The sequence below is a fragment of the Streptomyces tropicalis genome (assembly GCF_029269835.1).
GTDB lineage: Bacteria > Actinomycetota > Actinomycetes > Streptomycetales > Streptomycetaceae > Streptomyces > Streptomyces tropicalis.
This window is the reverse complement of the sequence record NZ_JARJBB010000001.1, coordinates 209,730-229,551: the sequence shown is the minus strand read 5'-3', so window position 1 is coordinate 229,551 and position 19,822 is coordinate 209,730. Positions and strand designations below refer to the sequence as shown.

The 19,822-nt window shown below is 71.9% G+C and carries 12 protein-coding genes; 6 read left to right on the top strand and 6 right to left on the bottom strand.

All coding sequences use genetic code 11. From position 1 onward, the window contains the following. Nucleotide 1: 1 nt before the first annotated feature. Both P3H78_RS01015 and P3H78_RS01010 read right to left on the bottom strand, forming a co-directional pair. On the bottom strand, nt 2–874 hold the full coding sequence (locus P3H78_RS01015; protein ID WP_276106777.1) for a phosphatase PAP2 family protein: 873 nt from the start codon (nt 872–874) through the stop codon (nt 2–4). Nucleotides 875–1,014: 140 nt separating this feature from the next. Further along, nucleotides 1,015–2,049, bottom strand: coding sequence for a LacI family DNA-binding transcriptional regulator (locus tag P3H78_RS01010; protein ID WP_276106776.1), 1,035 nt, complete (start codon nt 2,047–2,049; stop codon nt 1,015–1,017). A 426-nt stretch (nt 2,050–2,475) separates the two neighbouring features. On the opposite strand from P3H78_RS01010, the gene P3H78_RS01005 reads away from it, so the two are divergent. The 6 genes from P3H78_RS01005 to pulA all read left to right on the top strand — a co-directional run bounded on the left by P3H78_RS01005 (nt 2,476) and on the right by pulA (nt 15,017). Beyond that, nucleotides 2,476–3,750 (top strand): extracellular solute-binding protein, encoded by a 1,275-nt coding sequence (locus tag P3H78_RS01005; protein WP_276106775.1) that lies wholly within the window; start codon nt 2,476–2,478, stop codon nt 3,748–3,750. 100 nt (nt 3,751–3,850) lie between these two features. After that, a complete protein-coding gene (locus tag P3H78_RS01000) occupies nt 3,851–4,855 on the top strand; it encodes a carbohydrate ABC transporter permease (protein ID WP_276106774.1) in 1,005 nt (334 codons plus the stop codon). Between the two features lie 16 nt (nt 4,856–4,871). After that, entirely contained in the window at nt 4,872–5,777 is a 906-nt protein-coding gene (locus P3H78_RS00995) for a sugar ABC transporter permease (protein ID WP_276106773.1), read from the top strand. 203 nt (nt 5,778–5,980) lie between these two features. After that, entirely contained in the window at nt 5,981–7,675 is a 1,695-nt protein-coding gene (locus P3H78_RS00990) for a glycoside hydrolase family 13 protein (RefSeq protein ID WP_276106772.1), read from the top strand. Between the two features lie 235 nt (nt 7,676–7,910). Then, entirely contained in the window at nt 7,911–9,293 is a 1,383-nt protein-coding gene (locus P3H78_RS00985; RefSeq protein WP_276106771.1) for an alpha-amylase, read from the top strand. 276 nt (nt 9,294–9,569) lie between these two features. Further along, the gene (gene pulA, locus P3H78_RS00980) at nt 9,570–15,017 is read left to right on the top strand and encodes a pullulanase-type alpha-1,6-glucosidase (RefSeq protein WP_276106770.1); all 5,448 of its coding nucleotides are present in this window, start codon (nt 9,570–9,572) and stop codon (nt 15,015–15,017) included. A gap of 69 nt (nt 15,018–15,086) precedes the next feature. Here the strand turns inward: pulA and P3H78_RS00975 are convergent, their stop codons facing one another. The 4 genes from P3H78_RS00975 to P3H78_RS00960 form a co-directional block, all read right to left on the bottom strand. Then, entirely contained in the window at nt 15,087–15,776 is a 690-nt protein-coding gene (locus P3H78_RS00975; protein ID WP_276106769.1) for a TetR/AcrR family transcriptional regulator, read from the bottom strand. 320 nt (nt 15,777–16,096) lie between these two features. Beyond that, the gene (locus P3H78_RS00970) at nt 16,097–16,912 is read right to left on the bottom strand and encodes an alpha/beta fold hydrolase (RefSeq protein WP_276106768.1); all 816 of its coding nucleotides are present in this window, start codon (nt 16,910–16,912) and stop codon (nt 16,097–16,099) included. A 74-nt stretch (nt 16,913–16,986) separates the two neighbouring features. Further along, a complete protein-coding gene (locus P3H78_RS00965) occupies nt 16,987–17,652 on the bottom strand; it encodes a DUF4097 family beta strand repeat-containing protein (RefSeq protein WP_276106767.1) in 666 nt (221 codons plus the stop codon). A gap of 238 nt (nt 17,653–17,890) precedes the next feature. Further along, entirely contained in the window at nt 17,891–19,807 is a 1,917-nt protein-coding gene (locus P3H78_RS00960) for a hypothetical protein (RefSeq protein ID WP_276106766.1), read from the bottom strand. Nucleotides 19,808–19,822 lie beyond the last annotated feature (15 nt).

The following is a 19,822-nucleotide window of genomic DNA, read 5'->3' as shown; positions in this document are numbered from 1 at the left end:
GTCACACCGGGCGGTCCTGCCGGGCGGCCGCCGCCGGCACCGGCGACGCGACCCCGGCGGGCAGCCGGGGCAGGGCGTGGGGAAGGGCGCCGTACCAGAGGCGGGCCAGGGTGAAGCCGACGGTCAGGCACAGCACGCCGCCCACCGCGTCCAGCCAGAAGTGGTTGGCGGTGGCGACGATCACGACGAGGGTGGCCGCCGGGTACAGCAGGCCGAGCAGCCGCACCCACGGGACGCGGGCCAGCGCGAAGAGGGTGAGCCCGCACCACAGGGACCAGCCGATGTGCATCGACGGCATCGCCGCGTACTGGTTCGACATGTGCTTCAGGTCGCCGGAGGCCATCGAGCCCCAGGTGTGGTGGACCTGCACGGTGTCCACGAAGCGGCCGCCGGTCATCAGTCGCGGGGGCGCCAGCGGATACAGGTAGTAGCCGAGCAGGGCGATTCCGGTGGTCGCGAACAGCACCGTGCGGGCCGCCGCGTACCGCCCGGGATGACGGCGGTACAGCCAGAACAGCACGCCCACCGTGATCACGAAGTGCAGCGTGGCGTAGTAGTAGTTCATGCCGACGATCAGCCAATTCACCGAGTTCACGACGTGGTTGACCGACTGCTCCACGGCGATGCCCAGGCGGTGCTCGGTGCGCCAGATCCAGTCCGCGTTGTGCAGCGCGGCCGCCTTCTGCTCGGGGACCGCGTTGCGGATCAGCGAGTACGTCCAGTAACTCACCGCGATCAGCAGGATCTCGAACCACAGCCGGGGCCGGCGCGGGGTGCGCAGCCGGTGCACGACATCCGTGCGCCCGGCGTCCGTGACGGGGTACGGAACGGCCTCCTCGGGGCCCTCCGGTCGCGTCACGGTCGTGTCACCCATAGGCACAGAGTCTGCCAGAAAAGACGTGTCCCACCGATCATCCCGCGGCCGGGTTCAGGACGCATGTTGTCCACCTGCCGGGGCCCGGCAGGGGTGTGCCGCGGCCGTCGGCGCGACGCCCCCGTGCGGCCCGCCCGAGCTCAGGCGCGCGTGCGGTCCCCGGGAGCGGAGGCCGTCGAGCCGCGCACCACCAGCTCCGGCATGAACACGAACTCGCTGTGCGGGGCGGGCGTCCCGCCGATCTCCTCCAGCAGCGTGCGCACCGCGGCCTGCCCCATGGCGGGCACCGGCTTGCGGATCGTCGTCAGCGGCGGGTCGGTGAAGGCGATCAGCAGGGAGTCGTCGAAGCCGACCACCGAGAAGTCCCGCGGCACCTCCAGGCCGCACTGCCGGGCGGCCCGTATGGCGCCGAGCGCCATCATGTCGCTCGCGCACACGACCGCGGTGCAGTCCCGGTCGATGAGTGCGCCCGCGGCGGCCTGGCCGCCCTCCAGGGTGTAGAGCGAGTGCTGGATCAGCTCGGTCTCCACGACGTCCGCGGTCAGGCCCAGCTGGTCCTGCACGGCGCGCACGAAGCCCTCGATCTTGCGCTGCACCGGCACGAACCGCTTCGGTCCGACCGCAAGCCCGATCCGGGTGTGGCCGAGGGAGACGAGGTGGGTGACCGCGAGCGTCATCGCGGCCCGGTCGTCGGGCGATATGAACGGCGCCTGCACCTTGGGGGAGAAGCCGTCCACCAGGACGAACGGCACGCCCTGCCCGCGGAGCTGCTCGTAGCGCTGCATGTCGGCCGTGGTGTCGGCGTGCAGTCCGGAGACGTAGATGATGCCCGCGACCCCGCGGTCCACCAGCATCTCGGTGAGCTCGTCCTCGGTGGACCCGCCCGGGGTCTGCGTGGCGAGGATCGGGGTGTAGCCCTGCCGGGTCAGCGCCTGTCCGATGACCTGCGTCAGAGCGGGGAATATCGGGTTGTCCAGCTCCGGGGTGATCAGGCCGACCAGGCCCTCGATGCGCTGCCGCAGGCGCACCGGGCGCTCGTAGCCCAGCACGTCGAGGGCGGCCAGTACGGACTGGCGGGTGGCGGAGGCGACGCCCGGCTTGCCGTTGAGGACGCGGCTGACGGTCGCTTCGCTCACCCCCGCCTGCGCAGCGATGTCGGCAAGCCGTGTGGTCACGGGATTGGACTGTACCGGTCGGGCGCGACGTTGCCCACCGACCGGACGCCGGGCGCGGGTTGTTGCACGGCGCCCTGCGGGCTGCTGCGTCATCGCATTCCCTCGTGTTCTGGTCGGCGTCCCCCGGTCCGCAAGGGGATGATTCCCCCCGCGGACACGGATGGCAAGAGCTTGCAGAGTCTTGCACAAAGGTGCGGATGCCCGCTGAACGGCCGGAAAACCCGGCCTCGAAGCAAGCGCGAAGAGGTCACGGGCGCGTAACTGTCATGATCTCTTGCACTTTTTTTCTGCAAGGTCTTTCGCCCGGCTTACATCGCTGTTACGTTCGCGGTCGCCCGGCGGCCGCAACGGCGCAGTCGGCAAGTCGGCGGGGACGGCGGACGGGACCGCTCCCCGCACACGGGCTTTCACCCTCAAGGAGAACTCATGCGGCGTGGCATAGCGGCCGGCGCGCTGGTGGCGTCCATCGCCCTCACGGCGACGGCGTGCGGCGGAAGTGACAGCAGCAGCAACAAGTCGAACGGGCCGGTGACCCTCACCTGGTGGGACACCTCCAACGCCACCAACGAGTCGCCGACGTACCAGAACCTGGTCAAGCAGTTCGAGGCGGCCAACAAGAACATCAAGGTCAAGTACGTCGACGTCCCCTTCGACCAGGCGCAGAACAAGTTCGACACCGCCGCCGGTTCCCAGGGCGCCCCGGACGTGCTGCGCTCCGAGGTCGGCTGGACGCCCGCCTTCGCGAAGAAGGGCTACTTCCTGCCGCTGGACGGCACGACGGCCCTCGCGGACCAGGCCAAGTTCCAGCCCAACCTGATCAAGCAGGCGCAGTTCGAGGGCAAGACCTACGGCGTCCCGCTGGTCACGGACACGCTCGCCTTCGTCTACAACAAGGCCCTGTTCAAGAAGGCCGGCATCACCGACGCCCCCAAGACCTGGGACGAGCTGAAGTCCGACGCCGCCAAGATCAAGGGCAAGACCGGCGTCGACGGCTACTGGGGCTCCACCCAGGCCTACTACGCCCAGTGCTTCCTCTACGGCGAGGGCACCGACACCGTCGACCCCGCCGCCAAGAAGATCACCGTCGACTCGGCCCCGGCCAAGAAGGGCTACGCCGCCTGGCTGAGCACCTTCTCCGGCAAGGGTCTGCACAAGGCCGACACCACCGCGGACGCCTACGCCCACATCCAGGACGCGTTCGTCAACGGCAAGGTCGCCGCGATCGTCCAGGGCCCGTGGGAGATCACGAACTTCTACAAGGGCTCCGCCTTCAAGGACAAGTCCAACCTCGGCATCGCCACCGTCCCGGCCGGCTCCACCGGCAAGGCGGGCGCCCCGACCGGCGGCCACAACCTCTCGGTCTACGCCGGCTCGGACAAGGCGCACCAGGAAGCGGCCCTGAAGTTCGTGCAGTTCATGACCTCGGCGAAGACCCAGGAGGCCATCGCCCTGAAGAACTCCACGCTGCCCACCCGCGCCGACGCCTACACCGCGCAGGTCAAGGCCGACCCGGGCATCGCCGGCTACCAGGGCGTGCTCTCCGCCGCCCAGCCGCGCCCGGCGCTGCCCGAGTACAGCTCCCTGTGGGGCCCGCTCGACACCGAGCTGCCCAAGATCGCCGGCGGCAAGGAGTCCCTGGACCAGGGTCTGAGCAACGCGCAGCTGGCCATCGCCAAGCTGGTGCCGGACTTCAGCAAGTGAGTCCGTGTGGCCGCCGGATCCGCCCCGCCCGGGGGCGGATCCGGCGGCCACCGGCCTGTGCCCGGGCCCGCCCCCTGAACCCCCCCGAAGGTGTCGAACCATGACAGTCGCCATCGACCGCGCGACCGGCAGTCCCCGCGGTGACCGCGCGCCTCGGCCCGGCCTGGGCCGGCGCATCAAGAACGGGTACCAGAAGCACTGGTACGCCTACGCGATGATCGCCCCGGTGGTCGCCGTCCTCGGCGTCATCGTCGGCTACCCGCTGGTGCGGGGCGTGTACCTCACGCTGACGGACGCCAACAGCCTCAACTCGGCGCGGACGATCGGCGTCAACCACATCGCCGCCACCTACAAGTACATCGGCTTCCACAACTACGCCGACATCCTCTGGGGCCCCACGGCCTACGACCGGTTCTGGTCGCACTTCCTGTGGACCGTCTTCTGGACGGCCGCCTGCGTGGCCCTGCACTACACCATCGGCCTCGGCCTGGCGCTCATGCTCAACGAGAAGCTGCGCGGTCGTACCTTCTACCGGTTGCTGCTGGTGCTGCCCTGGGCCGTGCCGACCTTCGTCACCGTCTTCTCCTGGCGGATCATGCTCGCCGACTCCGGCGTGCTGAACCAGGTGCTCGGCGCCCTCCACCTGCCCCAGCCGCAGTGGCTGGAGGACACCTTCTGGCAGCGGTTCGCCGCGATCATGGTGAACACCTGGTGCGGTGTGCCGTTCATGATGCTCTCGCTGCTCGGCGGCCTGCAGTCCATCGACCCCTCGCTCTACGAGGCGGCGGAGATGGACGGCGCCACCTCCTGGCAGCGGTTCCGGCACGTCACCCTGCCCGGTCTGCGCTCGGTCAGCTCCACCGTCGTCCTGCTCGGCATCATCTGGACCTTCAACCAGTTCGCCATCATCTTCCTGCTGTTCGGACCCACCGGTGCCCCCGACGCCCAGATCCTCGTCACGTGGGCCTACTTCCTGGGCTTCGGCCAGCAGCCGCGCGACTTCGCCCAGTCCGCCGCGTACGGTGTGCTGCTGCTGTCGATCCTGACCGTCTTCACCTCCTTCTACTTCCGCTGGCTGAAGCGCAATGACCAGCTCGCCGTCTGACGCCGCAGGAGCCGCCATGAGCACCACGACCCTCGAGAAGACGCCGGCCGCAGCGGCCGCCGCCGGGCGGTCCGCCCGCCGGTCCCGCGGGCGCGGCGAGCGCGGCCCGCTCGGCGCCGCCGTCCTGCACGCGGGCCTCGCCGTCGCGAGCCTGATCGCCCTGGCGCCGGTGGCCTGGCTGTTCTACCTGTCCCTCGGCCCGGACAAGGACGACTACCTGCACCCGAGCCGGATCGCGTCCCGGCTGACCTTCTCCAACTACAACTTCGTGCTGGAGCACACCGCCTTCTTCGACTGGTTCAAGTCGACGATGGTCGTGGCCCTCGGCACCACCGTGATCGGGGTCTTCGTCGCCGCGACCACCGGCTACGCCGTCTCGCGCATGCGCTTCCCCGGCTACAAGTCGCTGATGTGGGTGCTGCTGCTCACCCAGGCCTTCCCGATCGCCATCCTGATCGTGCCGATGTACGAGATCTTCAGCGAGCTCGGCCTGATCGACACCTACTGGGCCCTCATCGTCATCAACTGCACCACGGCCGTGCCCTACAGCGCCTGGCTGCTCAAGGGGTACTTCGACACCATCCCCTTCGAGATCGACGAGGCCGGACGCGTCGACGGGCTCAGCCCCTTCGGCACCTTCGCGCGGCTGATCCTGCCGCTGGCCCGCCCGGGTCTGGCGGTCGCCGCCTTCTACAACTTCATCACCGCCGTCGGCGAGGTGGCGTTCGCGACCACCTTCATGCTCGACGACTCCAAGTACACCTTCGCCGTCGGCCTGCAGACCTTCGTCAGCGAGCACGACGCCCAGTGGAACTACATGGCCGCCACCGCGGTGCTCATCGCGATACCCGTGTCGGTGTTCTTCTACCTGGTGCAGAAGAACCTCGTCACCGGTCTCACCGCCGGCGGCACCAAGGGCTGACCGGCGTCGAACGGCTCCCGCGCGCCTGTCCGCGCGGGCGGCGGCCGCGGTGTCCCCCCGCGGGCTCCGTGCCCGCGGGGGAATCCAACACCCCGCCGGCACCGCGGCCGCCTCGTCCTCCCGCCGGCCCCACCCCCGACCTGTATTCCGCCCCCGCTCCCGGCCCCGCCGGAGCGGGCGACCCCCCTCGCAGCAAGGACGCCATGAGCCAGCAGCACTCCTCGGCCGGAACCCCCACCTCCGACGCGCCCGTCGCCACCGTCGACCAGCGGCCCGACTGGTGGCGGGACGCGGTGATCTACCAGGTGTACCCGCGCAGCTTCGCCGACAGCAACGGCGACGGCATGGGCGACCTCGAAGGCGTCCGCTCCCGCCTGCCCCACCTGCGCGACCTCGGCGTCGACGCCGTGTGGCTCAGCCCCTTCTACGCCTCGCCGCAGGCGGACGCCGGCTACGACGTCGCCGACTACCGGGCCGTGGACCCCATGTTCGGCACCCTGCTCGACGCCGACGCCCTGATCCGCGACGCGCACGCGCTGGGCCTGCGCATCATCGTGGACCTGGTGCCCAACCACTCCTCCGACCAGCACGAGTGGTTCCGCCGCGCGGTCGCCGAGGGCCCCGGCTCGCCGCTGCGGGACCGCTACCACTTCCGCCAGGGCAAGGGTCGGGACGGTGAACTGCCGCCCAACGACTGGGAGTCCATCTTCGGCGGGCCGGCCTGGACCCGGGTCACCGAGCCGGACGGCACCCCGGGCGAGTGGTACCTGCACCTCTTCGCCCCGGAGCAGCCCGACTTCAACTGGGACCACCCGGCCGTCGGTGACGAGTTCCGCTCCATCCTGCGTTTCTGGCTCGACATGGGCGTGGACGGCTTCCGCATCGACGTGGCGCACGGCCTGGTCAAGGCCGACGGCCTGCCGGACCTCGGCGGCCACGACCAGCTGAAACTGCTGGGCAACGATGTCATGCCGTTCTTCGACCAGGACGGCGTGCACGCCATCTACCGCCAGTGGCGCACCGTCCTCGACGAGTACGCGGGCGAGCAGATCTTCGTGGCCGAGGCATGGACCCCGACCGTCGAGCGCACCGCGAACTACGTCCGTCCCGACGAACTGCACCAGGCATTCAACTTCCAGTACCTGGGCACGGAGTGGGACGCGGAGGAGCTGCGGACGGTCATCGACCGCACGCTGGAGGCGATGCGCCCGGTCGGCGCCCCCGCCACCTGGGTGCTGTCGAACCACGACGTCACCCGGCACGCCACCCGCTTCGCCAACCCGCCCGGCCTCGGGACCCAGATCCGCACCGCGGGCGACCGCGAACGCGGCCTGCGCCGGGCCCGCGCCGCCACCCTGCTGATGCTGGCGCTGCCCGGCTCGGCCTACGTCTACCAGGGCGAGGAGCTCGGCCTGCCGGACGTGGTCGACCTGCCGGACGAGGTGCGCCAGGACCCCGCGTACTTCCGGGGCGCGGGCCAGGACGGCTTCCGCGACGGCTGCCGGGTGCCGATCCCGTGGACCCGCGAGGGCTCCTCCTACGGTTTCGGCGAGGGCGGCAGCTGGCTGCCCCAGCCCGGGGCCTGGGGCGAGCTGAGCGTGGAGGCGCAGACGGGCGTGCCCGGCTCCACCCTGGAGCTGTACCGGGCGGCGCTCGCCGCCCGCCGCACCCACCCCTGCCTGGGTGCCGGTGACGCGGTGGAGTGGCTGCCGGCACCCGAGGGCGTCCTCGCGCTGCGCCGGGGCGAGTTCGTGTGCGTGGCCAACACCACCGGCGACCCGGTGAGCGTCCCCGCGTACGGCAGGGTGCTGCTGGCGAGCGTCGAGCCGGGCGAGCCGGGGGCGGACGGCCGGGCCGTGGTGCCCGCCGACGCCACCGTGTGGTGGACCACCGCCTGACCGGCACGGCCCGCGCGCACGTCCAGGGGCCCGCCGTCCGCACCGGACGGCGGGCCCCGCCGCGTCCCCGTGCCGCTGCGCGCCGGCCAACGCCCCGCAGAGCAGCCGCATTTCGCGTGGGTGACGGGAGCATGTCCAGGGGATTGACCGCCGGGGTCGAGGCTCGTACCTTCTGCTGCACTGCAAGTGGTTGAAAACTTGCAGCAATTGCCTTCAACGAAGAAGGAACCCCCACATGGCCAGCAGAATCCTTTCCGCCGCGCTCGCCCTGACGGCGGCCGCGTCGGTCGCGCTCGTGGTCCCGGCCGGGACCGCCGAGGCCTCCCCGCCCGGCACCAAGGACGTCACCGCCGTCCTCTTCGAGTGGAAGTACGACTCCGTCGCCAAGGAGTGCGGCAGCACCCTGGGCCCCGCCGGCTACGGCTACGTCCAGGTCTCCCCGCCCGCCGAGCACATACAGGGTCCGCAGTGGTGGACCTCCTACCAGCCCGTGAGCTACCGGATCGCCGGCCGGCTCGGCGACCGCACCTCCTTCCGGAACATGGTGGCCGCCTGCCACGCGGCCGGGGTCAAGGTCGTCGTCGACACGGTGATCAACCACATGTCGGCGGGCAGCGGCACCGGCACGGGCGGCTCGTCGTACACGAAGTACGACTACCCCGGCCTCTACTCGATGCCCGACTTCGACGACTGCACCGCCCAGGTCAGCAACTACCAGGACCGCTGGAACGTCCAGCACTGCGAACTGGTCGGCCTCGCCGACCTGGACACCGGCGAGGAGTACGTCCGCAAGACCATCGCCGGCTACATGAACGACCTGCTGAGCCTCGGTGTCGACGGCTTCCGCATCGACGCGGCCAAGCACATCGACGCAGCCGACCTCGCCAACATCAAGTCCCGCCTCACCAACCCGGGTGCCTACTGGAAGCAGGAGGTCATCTACGGCGCGGGCGAGGCGGTCCAGCCGACCGAGTACACCGGCAACGGCGACGTCCAGGAGTTCCGCTACGCCTACGACCTCAAGCGGGTCTTCAACAACGAGAAGCTCGCGTACCTGAACAACTTCGGCGAGGGCTGGGGCTACATGAGCAGCTCGGTCGCCGGCGTATTCGTCGACAACCACGACACCGAGCGCAACGGCTCCACGCTCAACTACAAGGACGGCGCCAACTACACCCTGGCCAACGTCTTCATGCTCGCCTGGCCCTACGGCGCCCCGGACATCAACTCCGGCTACGAGTGGTCGGACCCGGACGCCGGCCCGCCGAACGGCGGCACCGTGAACGCCTGCTGGCAGGACGGGTGGAAGTGCCAGCACGCCTGGCCGGAGATCAAGTCCATGGTGGCCTTCCGCAACGCCACCCGCGGCCAGGCCGTCACCGACTGGTGGGACAACGGCAACAACGCCATCGCCTTCGGCCGCGGCTCCAAGGGCTTCGTCGCCGTGAACCACGAAGCGGGCACGCTCAGCCGGACCTTCCAGACCTCCCTGCCCGCCGGCACGTACTGCAACGTGCAGAACAACACGACCGTCACGGTGAACTCCTCCGGGCAGCTCACCGCCACCCTGGGCGCCAACACCGCCCTGGCCGTGTACGCCGGCAAGTCCGGCTGCTGACCCCGCACCGCCCCGGCCCGCGCCCCCTTCCCGCGGGGGCGCGGGCCCCGGGCACGCCGCGCCCCGTCCCGTACCGGCCCCTCCGGCGCGCCGCGGGCGGTGCGTCCGGTCAGGAGGCCGGGTGGGAGCGGTGGTTGAAATTCCTTACCGATGCTTTCACGCCTCTTGCTGCAACCCTTTCGGCGGCGGTACGGTCGCGCGGGCGCCCGGCGACGCAGCCGTCCGCGCGAGCCGGAACGGGCCCGACTGAGCCGTAATCGCAAGGAGTTCACGCCTGTGATACCGAGATGGCCGGCGCCCCGGACGCGCCGCACCCCGTACAGGAGAGGGGGCGCGGCCACCCTCCCGGGCGGACGCGCCCGGCGGCTGGCGGCCGTCACCGTCGCCGCCCTGGCCGCGGCCCTCGTCCAGCCCCTCGCCGCACGGGCCGCCACACCGCCCGCGCCCCCGTCCGACGCACGGCTCGCCGCCGCGCCGGCCCGGCACGACGACACCCGCGAGCAGTTCTACTTCGTCATGCCGGACCGTTTCGCCAACGGCGACACGTCCAACGACCGCGGCGGCCTGACCGGTTCGCGGCTGAGCACCGGCTACGACCCCACCGACAAGGGCTTCTACCAGGGCGGCGACCTCAAGGGCCTGACGAAGCGGCTCGACTACATCAAGGGCCTCGGCACCACCGCCATCTGGCTGGCGCCGATCTTCAAGAACCAGGCCGTGCAGGGCACCGGCAAGGACGCCTCGGCCGGCTACCACGGCTACTGGATCACCGACTTCACCACGGTCGACCCGCACTTCGGCACCAACCAGGACCTGGCGACCCTCATCTCCTCGGCGCACGCCAAGGGCATGAAGGTCTTCTTCGACGTCATCACCAACCACACCGCCGACGTCGTCGACTACGAGGGCCAGTCCCACGACTACCTCTCCAAGGGCGCCTTCCCGTACCTGACCAAGGACGGCCGCCCCTTCGACGACGCCGACTACGCCGACGGGAAGCGGGCGTTCCCCGCCGTCGGCACCGCCTCCTTCCCGCGCACGCCGACCGTCCCGGCCGCGAAGCGGAACATCAAGGTCCCGTCGTGGCTGAACGACCCGACGATGTACCACAACCGCGGCGACTCCACCTACGCCGGCGAGAACGCCACCTACGGCGACTTCTCCGGCCTCGACGACCTGTGGACCGAGCGTCCCGAGGTCGTCGCCGGCATGGAGAAGATCTACGAGCGCTGGGTGAAGGACTTCGGCGTCGACGGCTTCCGGATCGACACGGTCAAGCACGTCGACATGGACTTCTGGACCCAGTGGGCCACGGCGCTCGACCGCTACGCCGCCGGGCGGGGCCGGAAGAACTTCTTCATGTTCGGCGAGGTGTACTCCGCCGACACCTCGGTCACGTCGCCGTACGTCACCCAGGGCCGCCTCGACGCCACGCTCGACTTCCCCTTCCAGGACGCGGCCCGCAGCTACGCCTCCCAGGGCGGCAGCGCGAAGAAGCTGGCGGGCGTCTTCGGTGACGACTACAAGTACACGACCGACAAGGCCAACGCGTACGAGCAGGTCACCTTCCTCGGCAACCACGACATGGGCCGCATCGGGTACTTCCTGAAGCAGGACAACCCGAAGGCGACCGACGCCGAGCTGCTCAAGAAGGACGAGCTGGCCAACGAGCTGATGTTCCTCAGCCGCGGCAACCCGGTCGTCTACTACGGCGACGAGCAGGGCTTCACCGGCGCAGGCGGCGACAAGGACGCCCGCCAGACCATGTTCGCCTCCAAGGTCGCCGACTACCTCGCCGACGACGAGATCGGCACCGACCGCACCCACGCCAGCGACTCCTACGACCCGAAGGAGCCCCTGTACCGGCAGATCGCCGCGCTGGCCGCGCTCCGCAGGGCCAACCCGGCGCTGACGGACGGCGTCCAGACGGAGCGGTACGCGGCGGACGGCGCGGGCGTCTACGCCTTCTCCCGCACCAGCACCGGCGCCGACCGCACCGAGTACCTGGTCGCCCTCAACAACGCCGACGCGCCGAAGACCGCGACCTTCGCGGCCGGCTCGGCGGACATGACCTACCGCGGCCTCTACGGCACCGGGTCCAGCGTGACCTCGGACGCCGACCGCAGGGTCACCGTCACCGTCCCGGCCGGCTCCGCCGTCGTCCTCAAGGCCGCGGGCCGTCTCCGGGCCCCCGCGGGCAAGCCCGCCATCACGCTCACCGCCCCGGCGGCCGGCGCCACCGGCACCGTCGACGTGCCCGCCGGCGTCCCCGGCGCCAGCCTCGACCGGGTCGTCTTCGCGGCCCAGGTCGGCAACGCCCCCTGGAAGGTGCTCGGCTCCGCCGACCACGCCCCCTACAAGGTCACCCAGACCCTCGCCCGGAGCGTCCCGCCCGGCACCGCGCTGCGCTACAAGGCCGTCGTCGTCGACGCGGCCGGCCGCACGGCGAGCGCCACGGCCGCCTCCACCACCGGCACCCCGCCGGCCCCCGAGGTCCCCACCGCGAGCTCGCGCGACTACGCCGTCGTCCACTACAAGCGCACCGACGGCGACTACGCGAACTGGGGCCTGTACGCCTGGGGCGACCTCGCCGACGGCGAGTCGACCACCTGGCCCGCCAGCCACCCCTTCATCGGCCGCGACGCCTACGGCGCCTTCGCCTACGTCAAGCTGAAGCCCGGCGCCTCCAACGTCGGCTTCCTCGTGATCGACAAGGACGGCAACAAGGACGTCTCCGCCGACCGCTCCATCGACGTCACGAAGACCGGCGAGGTCTGGATCGAGCAGGGCAAGGACACCGTCCTCACCCAGCGTCCCGACTACCCGGCGCAGGACACCACCAAGGCCGTCATCCACTACCACCGCGCCGACGGGAACTACGACGGCTGGGGCCTGCACGTCTGGACCGGCGCCGCGCAGCCCACCGACTGGTCGAGCCCGCTGAAGCCGGTGCGCACCGACGCCTTCGGCGCGGTCTTCGAGGTGCCGCTCACCGACGGCGCCACCAGCCTGAGCTACATCGTCCACAAGGGCGACGAGAAGGACCTCCCCGCCGACCAGTCACTGGACCTCAAGGCCGACGGCCACGAGGTGTGGCAGCTGAGCGGACAGGAGAAGTACCTGCTGCCGCAGCCCGCCGGCAGCGCGGCCGCCCTCGACCTCACCACCTCCAAGGCGGTCTGGATCGACCGCGACACCCTCGCGTGGAACGGCGTCGAGGGCGCCGCCTCCACCCAGCTGGTGTACTCCCACGACGGTTCGATCGCCGCCAAGGACGGAACGCTGACCAGCGACGACGAGCGCTGGCTGCGATTGGCGAAGACCACGCTCACCGACGCCCAGAAGGCGAAGTTCCCGTACCTGAAGGACTACACCGCCTGGTCCGTCGACCCGCGCGACCGCGGCCGGGTCCGTGAGGCCCTGCGCGGTCAGGTCGTCGCCTCCCAGCGCGCCGCGAACGGCGCGGTGCTCGCCGCGACCGGCGTCCAGCTCGCCGGCGTCCTCGACGACGTGTACGGCAGCAGCGCGGCGAAGGCGCAGCTCGGCCCGGTGTTCCGGCACGGCCGGCCCACGCTGTCGGTGTGGGCGCCCACCGCGCAGGGCGTCGCGCTGGAACTCGGCGGTTCCACCGTGCCGATGCACCGCGACGACACCACCGGCGTGTGGTCCGCGACCGGCCCCGCCTCCTGGAAGGGCAAGCCCTACCGGTACGTCGTGAAGGTCTGGGCGCCCAGCGTGCGCAAGGTGGTCACCAACAAGGTCACCGACCCGTACTCGCTCGCCCTCACCGCGAACTCCGGGCGCAGCCTCGTCGTCGACCTGGACGACCGGGCGCTCGCGCCGAGCGGCTGGTCGGCGCTGGCCAAGCCCCGGGCCGTGCCGCTGCGGGACGCGCAGATCCAGGAGCTGCACATCCGCGACTTCTCGATCGCCGACCGGACGGTCCCGGCCAAGGACAAGGGCGGCTACCTGGCCTTCGCCGACCGTAACAGCGACGGGTCGAAGCACCTGAGGGCCCTGGCGAAGGCGGGCACCTCCTACGTCCACCTGCTCCCGGCCTTCGACATCGCCACCATCCCGGAGAGGAAGGCGGACCAGGCGACCACCGACTGCGACCTCGCCTCCTACCCGGCGGACTCCGACAAGCAGCAGGCGTGCGTGGCCAAGATCGCCGCCAAGGACGCCTACAACTGGGGCTACGACCCGTACCACTACACGGTCCCGGAGGGCTCCTACGCCACCGACCCGGACGGCACGGCCCGCACGGTCCAGTTCCGGCAGATGGTCAAGGCGCTCAACCAGGACGGCCTGCGCGTCGTCATGGACGTGGTCTACAACCACACCGCGGCCGCCGGGCAGGCGGACACCTCCGTGCTCGACCGGATCGTGCCCGGCTACTACCAGCGCCTGCTGGCCGACGGCTCGGTGGCGAACAGCACCTGCTGCGCCAACACCGCCACCGAGAACACCATGATGGGCAAGCTGGTGGTCGACTCGGTCGTCACCTGGGCCAAGGAGTACAAGGTCGACGGCTTCCGCTTCGACCTCATGGGCCACCAGCCCAAGGCCAACATCCTCGCGGTCCGCAGGGCCCTCGACGCGCTCACCCCGCAGAAGGACGGCGTCGACGGCAAGAAGATCATCATGTACGGCGAGGGCTGGAACTTCGGCGAGGTCGCCGACGACGCCCGGTTCGTGCAGGCCACGCAGAAGAACATGGCAGGCACCGGCGTCGCCACCTTCTCCGACCGGGCCCGGGACGCGGTGCGCGGCGGCAGCCCCTTCGACTCCGACCCCGGCGTCCAGGGCTTCGCGTCCGGCCTCTACACCGACCCGAACTCCTCCACCGCCAACGGCACCCCGGCGGAGCAGAAGGCCCGCCTGCTGCACTACCAGGACCTCATCGAGGTCGGTCTGACCGGCAACCTCGCCACGTACCGCTTCACCGACTCCGGCGGCCGGCAGGTCACCGGCGCGGAGATCGACTACAACGGCGCGCCCGCCGGATACGCGCAGGCCCCCGGCGACGCCCTCGCCTACGTCGACGCGCACGACAACGAGTCGCTGTTCGACGCGCTCGCCTACAAGCTGCCGAAGGGCACCTCGGCCGCCGACCGGGCCCGCATGCAGGTCCTGGCGATGGCCACCGCGGCCCTGTCGCAGGGGCCGGCGCTCTCCCAGGCCGGCACCGACCTGCTGCGCTCCAAGTCCCTGGACCGCAACTCCTTCGACAGCGGCGACTGGTTCAACGCGATCCACTGGAACTGCGCGGACGGCAACGGCTTCGGCCGGGGCCTGCCGCCGGCGGCCGACAACCAGTCCAAGTGGCCCTACGCCACGCCGCTGCTGGACTCGGTGCGGGTGGGCTGCCCGCAGATCGACGCGACCTCGGCCGCGTACCGCGACCTGCTGCGGATCCGCACCACGGAGAAGGCGTTCTCCCTGGCCACCGCGGCGCAGGTGCAGGACCGGCTGTCCTTCCCGCTGTCCGGCAAGGACGAGACCCCCGGCGTGATCACCATGCGCCTGGGCGGCCTGGTCGTCGTGTTCAACGCGACGCCCCAGCGGCAGGACCAGCGCGTCGCGGACCTGGCCGGCACGCACCTGCGGCTGCACCCGGTGCAGTCCGCCGGCGCGGACCCGGTGGTGAGGACCTCGTCGTACGCGGCGGCGACCGGCACGTTCAGTGTCCCGGCCCGCACGGTGGCGGTGTTCACCCGGTAACCCGGACCGCCCGCAGCGGCGAGGGGGCCGGGGTCCGCACGGACCCCGGCCCCCTCGTGCGTACCGCGGTCAGGACGCCAGGGCGATCAGCCGGGCCACCAGGTCGCCGAACGGCCCGTCGGCCGGCTCGTCCCGCAGCATCCGCCGCACCACCGCGGCGGTCTCCTCGTCGTACGCGGCGCTGACCGCGGCCAGTGCGCCGAAGTCGTGCACCAGCTGCGACTCCAGCTCGGCACGCGGAATGCCCCGCCCGTCCAGCCAGAGCAGCGCCGTCGACTCCGCGAGGGAGATCCACGACCGCACCACGAGCTCCAGCCGGGCCGGCGGCTCCGCGACGTCCAGATGCGAAAGGATCTGGACATAGGCGGCCTGGCGTACGGAGTCGATCAGCGCGTTCGTCGTCGACGAGCCGACCGCCGGGCCGCCGCGCATCAGGGCCGCGAAACCGGGCCCGTGCTCGTCCACGAAGTCGAAGAAGCGCCGCATCACCCGCAGCAGCCGTGCCCCCAGCGGACCCTCGTGCGGCTCCACGAAGCGGCCCGCGAGATCCTCCGAGGCCCGCTTCAACGCGGCCTCGTACAGGCTGAGTTTGCCCGGGAAGTAGTGGTAGACCAGCGGGCGGGAGATACCGGCCGCCGAGGCTATCTCGTCGATGGAGACCTCGTCGGGCGAGCGGCGGCTGAACAGTTCGAGGGCGACGCCGATCAACTGCTGCCGCCGCTCCTCCACTCCCATCCTGCGGCGAACCCCGGTAGTCATGCGAACACCTTACCGATCGAATCCGGCCTCGCACGGACCGGACCGGAAGGTGACGTTCCCCCGGGGGTCTCACAGGTCCGGCACCGGCCGGCCGCCGTGCGCCCGGGAGACACGGACGAGCATCGAGCCGGCACGCTCCGCGTCCGTCGGCTCGACCCGGTGACCCACCTCGCCCTCCGGCACGCGCCGTTGGCTGGTCCCGCGCGGCCCTGCGCACAGGTGTGCGCGCTGTCCGGCGGCTCCGCCCGGACGGCCTCCCGGGGGAACTCCTTCGACCCGCCGGAGCCGGCCACGGCGGGCCGCTCGCGGACGCGCGTCCTTCAGTACTCACCGGAGCCCGGTGCGGCGACCTCGCGCACGGCCTCGGCGACGGCCCGGAAGTCCTTCCTGAGCACCGCACCGTGGTTGCCGGCGACCTTCGCGGCGATCCGGATGCGGGGGTTGCGGGCGGTCGCCGCGTCGAGGCCGGCGCGTATCCGCTCCTGCTCGTCGCCGCGGCTTCCGAAGGACGTCCCCGAAGCGACCACGTACCGCACCGGGACGGTGATGCCGTCCAGCACGGGGCCCAGTTCGCGCTCGCGGGAGAGCCTGCCGAGTTCGATGTTGCTGTCCGCCTGCTGCTCCGCGGTCATCCGCGGGGCCAGGCCCGTCGGCCGCAGCAGCGGCAGGAACCAGCCCAACCGCCGGAACAGCCTCCGGATCCGCTGCTCCATGGCCTCGTCGAGCCAGTCGTACGGGAACGCGCCGTCCACCAGGACCGCGCCCAGGGCGCGCTCCGGATTCCGCCCGGCCCAGTGCGCTGCGACGACCGCTCCGTAGGACCAGCCGACCACCAGCGCCCGGTCCACGCCCCGGGCGGCGAGCACGGCGTCGACATCCCGGACGGCGGCTTCGAACGAGTAGTCCGCCGAGCGCCCCGACCTGCCGCGGGCCCGCTCGTCGTAGGTGATGTGCCGCCATCCCGGTCCCAGTGCGGCGACGACCCGCCGCCAGTACCCCTGGGTGGCGAACTGGCCGTTGAGATAGACCACGGGGACACCGGGGCCTCCGGTGTCGGTGACGGCCAGGGCCGTGTCGTCGACCGGCACCCTGCCGGTCCAGGCCGAAGTGGCCGGGGGAGTGCTGTTCTTCGTCATGTGTTCCACCTCGTCGCGTCGGGTGTCCTGTACGGCTCCCGCGGCCCTGCGCGGGGGCGCAGGGCCGCGGGCCTTCAGAGGCTGCGGGCGGTGATGTCGCCGTGGGAGGTCGTGGCGTGGATGTCGAGTGCGGCGGTGCCGTCGTTCTTCAGGGTGTTGCTGACGCGGCCGAGGTCCGTGCCGGCGTCCAGGGCGGCCGAGACGCCGGCGGCGGCGCCGACCGTGATGTCGCCGGACCGGGTGCGCAGGACGACCGTGCCGCGCACGGCCTCGGTGACCCGGATGTCGCCCCGTGCGGTGCTGATCTCCGCGGGGCCGCCCAGCCGGCCGACCTCGACGTCGCCGTCGAGCGCGGTGAGGCGGAGGCTCGCGGCCTCGTCGATCTTGATGCGGTGGTACGCGCCGTCGAAGGCGACGTCGCCGAGGCGCCCCACGCCGCGGAGCTCGGAGCCGCCGGTCCTGGCCTCGACGCGGGAGCCGGCGGGCAGTCGGACGGTGACCTCCAGGGATCCGGAGGGGCCGAGGAGCCGGTTCCCGGATTCGGGGGTCCGGATCCGCAGGACGCCGTCGGCGCAGTCGACGACGGTCCGCTCGGCGGTCCGGACGTCACGGCTCCTGGAGGGGTCGGCGGGCAGGACCTCGACGGCGGTGTCGACGCGGTCGGCGGCGATGAACCGGATGCGTCCGGCGGGGATCTCCAGGACGGCGGAGATCGGGGCGGGCGTGTCGAACTTCTGCATCGTGCTCTCCCGTAGCGCTCGTTGTTTCCGACTCTTGAAAAGCTACGTTGCTTTCCATTGTCTGACAACGAGTTCGTTGCACAAGAATTACATATATGCAGCTAGGAGGCTAGAAAGTGTTGCAACGAATGTGGCGTTAACGCAATGCCCGTCGACAGGGTCGTTGCAATGGATGAGGAGTGAACGCGGCCGATGCACGGCTTCGCCGTGCCCGCTCCGCCGCGCTCGGCAGGCCGCCTCAGTGCAGCGCGTCCACCGGGTGGCCGTTCTCCAGCGTGCCCTTGAGGCCGGCCCGGGTGCCCTGCGGGGTGCGGACCGTCAGGAGGTTGCCCTGGGCGGCCGCACGGACCCCGCCCGTGGTGGCGATCGAGGCGGTGTCGCGGCTGCCCGCCGCGAGCAGGTACCAGTTGCCCCCGGCGGACTTCCACAGCACTCCGGCGAGCACGTGCGGATCGCGCGGGCCGCACGCCGGGACGTCCCCCGCCTGCGCCGCCACCGCGCCGAACTTCCCGCCCGGAGTGCGGAACTGGGCCAGTACCCGGGTCCCGTCGCCGCGCCAGGTCTCGGCACGGGTGCACACCCAGTCCGCCGCGCCGCTCGCGTCGGGCAGCGGCTGCTCCGCGTACGGCCAGGCGTTCACCGACCGCACGCCCTGTGCGCGCAGGGACCCCAGGGAGCAGGCGAAGGGCGCCCAGGAGCGCAGGCCCTGCGGGCCGGAGACCTCGCGCGGCGTGCCCGGGCGGCCCGCGGTGAGCAGGGCGGGCACCAGCTCGCCCAGGTCGCTCAGCAGGTGGGTGCCGGAGCCGTCGGTCAGCTGGAGCACGTCCCACGAGGTGCAGGCGCCCGTCCGGGCCGTGCCCGCCAGCGGTGCGGCCACGCCGTCCCGCAGCGGCAGCGCGGTCGATGCCGACGCCGGCTGCAGCAGGTCCCGCTCGGCGGCCCGGCGCACCCACGGCGCCGTCAGATAGCGGACGTTGCCGTCGGAGCGGCCGAGGACCACGGCGGACGCCCCGGCGCCGGTCGCGCCGTCGACCCGGGCGAAGTCGAGCGCCGCGCCGATCGTGGAGTCCCTCGGCTCGGCGTACCGGACGATGCGCAGGCCGTCGTACAGGATCACCACGCGGGCGGCGTCGACGTCGCCCGCGTAGAGCAGCTGCGGCGGCCCGGCGGGGCCGCCGGAGGGGGTGCCGGGGGTGGCCGACACCCGGACGGCGGCGCCCGGGCGGGCCCACACCGCGAGGGCGCGGCGCAGCAGGGCGGTGTCGCCGGCGAGGCTGCCGCGGGCGGGCCACACGGAGAAGTCGGTGCGCGCGGAGGTCCGCCAGGCGGCGGGGTCGGTCCTCGTCAGCCGCCCGGGGTCCAGGGCGGCCTCGGCGGACGGGTTCTGCGCGTACGCCGGGGCCGCGGCGCCGTCGGGCCCCCAGCCGTCACCCGGCAGTGCGGCCAGCGCTCCGCACACGGCGAGCGCGGCGACCGCGGCGAGCGCGGCCCGGCCGTGCTGGCGCCGCCGCACCAGGTCGGTGGGCCGGGCCTGGAGCGCGCAGGGGTCGAACTCGGCGGAGCCCAGCAGGGCGTCCTCGGCCGGGACCCGGTCGGCCTCGCGCAGAGCTGCGGCCGCGTCGGACGCGCCCGCCGAGGTGAGGATCTCGCGGACCGTCCCGTCCGGCAGCCCCTCCAGCCCGCGCAGCACGTAGGCGGCGCGGGCGGGCGCGGACAGTGCGGCAAGCCGCTGTTCCAGGGCGAGTTCGCCCGCGCCTCCGGAGCGCGGGAACAGCCGCAGGCCCCACACCTGGGGGAGCAGCGGCGGCAGCTGGGCGCGCCGCGGCCACCGCAGGCCCTTCGCCGGCCGGCCCGCCTCCAGCGCGGAGCGCACCACCCGTCGTCGCAGGAAGGCGTACCCGGGGCCGGTTCCGCGGCCGGCGGACTGGGCCGGGATCCGGGTCGCCGAGGAGCGGCGGCGGGGCAGGGCCCGCTGGGTGAGCGCGTGCGCGGTCAGGACGCGCCGGCTGCGGCCGAGGCCCGGGGGCAGTACCAGGTAGGCGAGCCGGACCAGCCGCGGGTAGTGCTCGACGAGCGCGGCCTCGGCCTGCTCGACGTCCATGGCCTGACCGGGGGAGGCGGACGAGGGGTGCGGGGCGACATCCTGTGACTGCACGTTCAGCAGAACGAG

What these genes read in the sequence shown, in the direction of transcription:
- P3H78_RS00970 (WP_276106768.1), bottom strand. Translation starts at nt 16,912, where the DNA reads ATGACGAAGAACAGCACTCCCCCGGCCACTTCGGCCTGGACCGGCAGG.
- P3H78_RS01015 (WP_276106777.1), bottom strand. Translation starts at nt 874, where the DNA reads ATGGGTGACACGACCGTGACGCGACCGGAGGGCCCCGAGGAGGCCGTT.
- P3H78_RS00985 (WP_276106771.1), top strand. Translation starts at nt 7,911, where the DNA reads ATGGCCAGCAGAATCCTTTCCGCCGCGCTCGCCCTGACGGCGGCCGCG.
- P3H78_RS01000 (WP_276106774.1), top strand. Translation starts at nt 3,851, where the DNA reads ATGACAGTCGCCATCGACCGCGCGACCGGCAGTCCCCGCGGTGACCGC.
- P3H78_RS00990 (WP_276106772.1), top strand. Translation starts at nt 5,981, where the DNA reads ATGAGCCAGCAGCACTCCTCGGCCGGAACCCCCACCTCCGACGCGCCC.
- P3H78_RS00975 (WP_276106769.1), bottom strand. Translation starts at nt 15,776, where the DNA reads ATGACTACCGGGGTTCGCCGCAGGATGGGAGTGGAGGAGCGGCGGCAG.
- P3H78_RS01005 (WP_276106775.1), top strand. Translation starts at nt 2,476, where the DNA reads ATGCGGCGTGGCATAGCGGCCGGCGCGCTGGTGGCGTCCATCGCCCTC.
- P3H78_RS00995 (WP_276106773.1), top strand. Translation starts at nt 4,872, where the DNA reads ATGAGCACCACGACCCTCGAGAAGACGCCGGCCGCAGCGGCCGCCGCC.
- P3H78_RS00965 (WP_276106767.1), bottom strand. Translation starts at nt 17,652, where the DNA reads ATGCAGAAGTTCGACACGCCCGCCCCGATCTCCGCCGTCCTGGAGATC.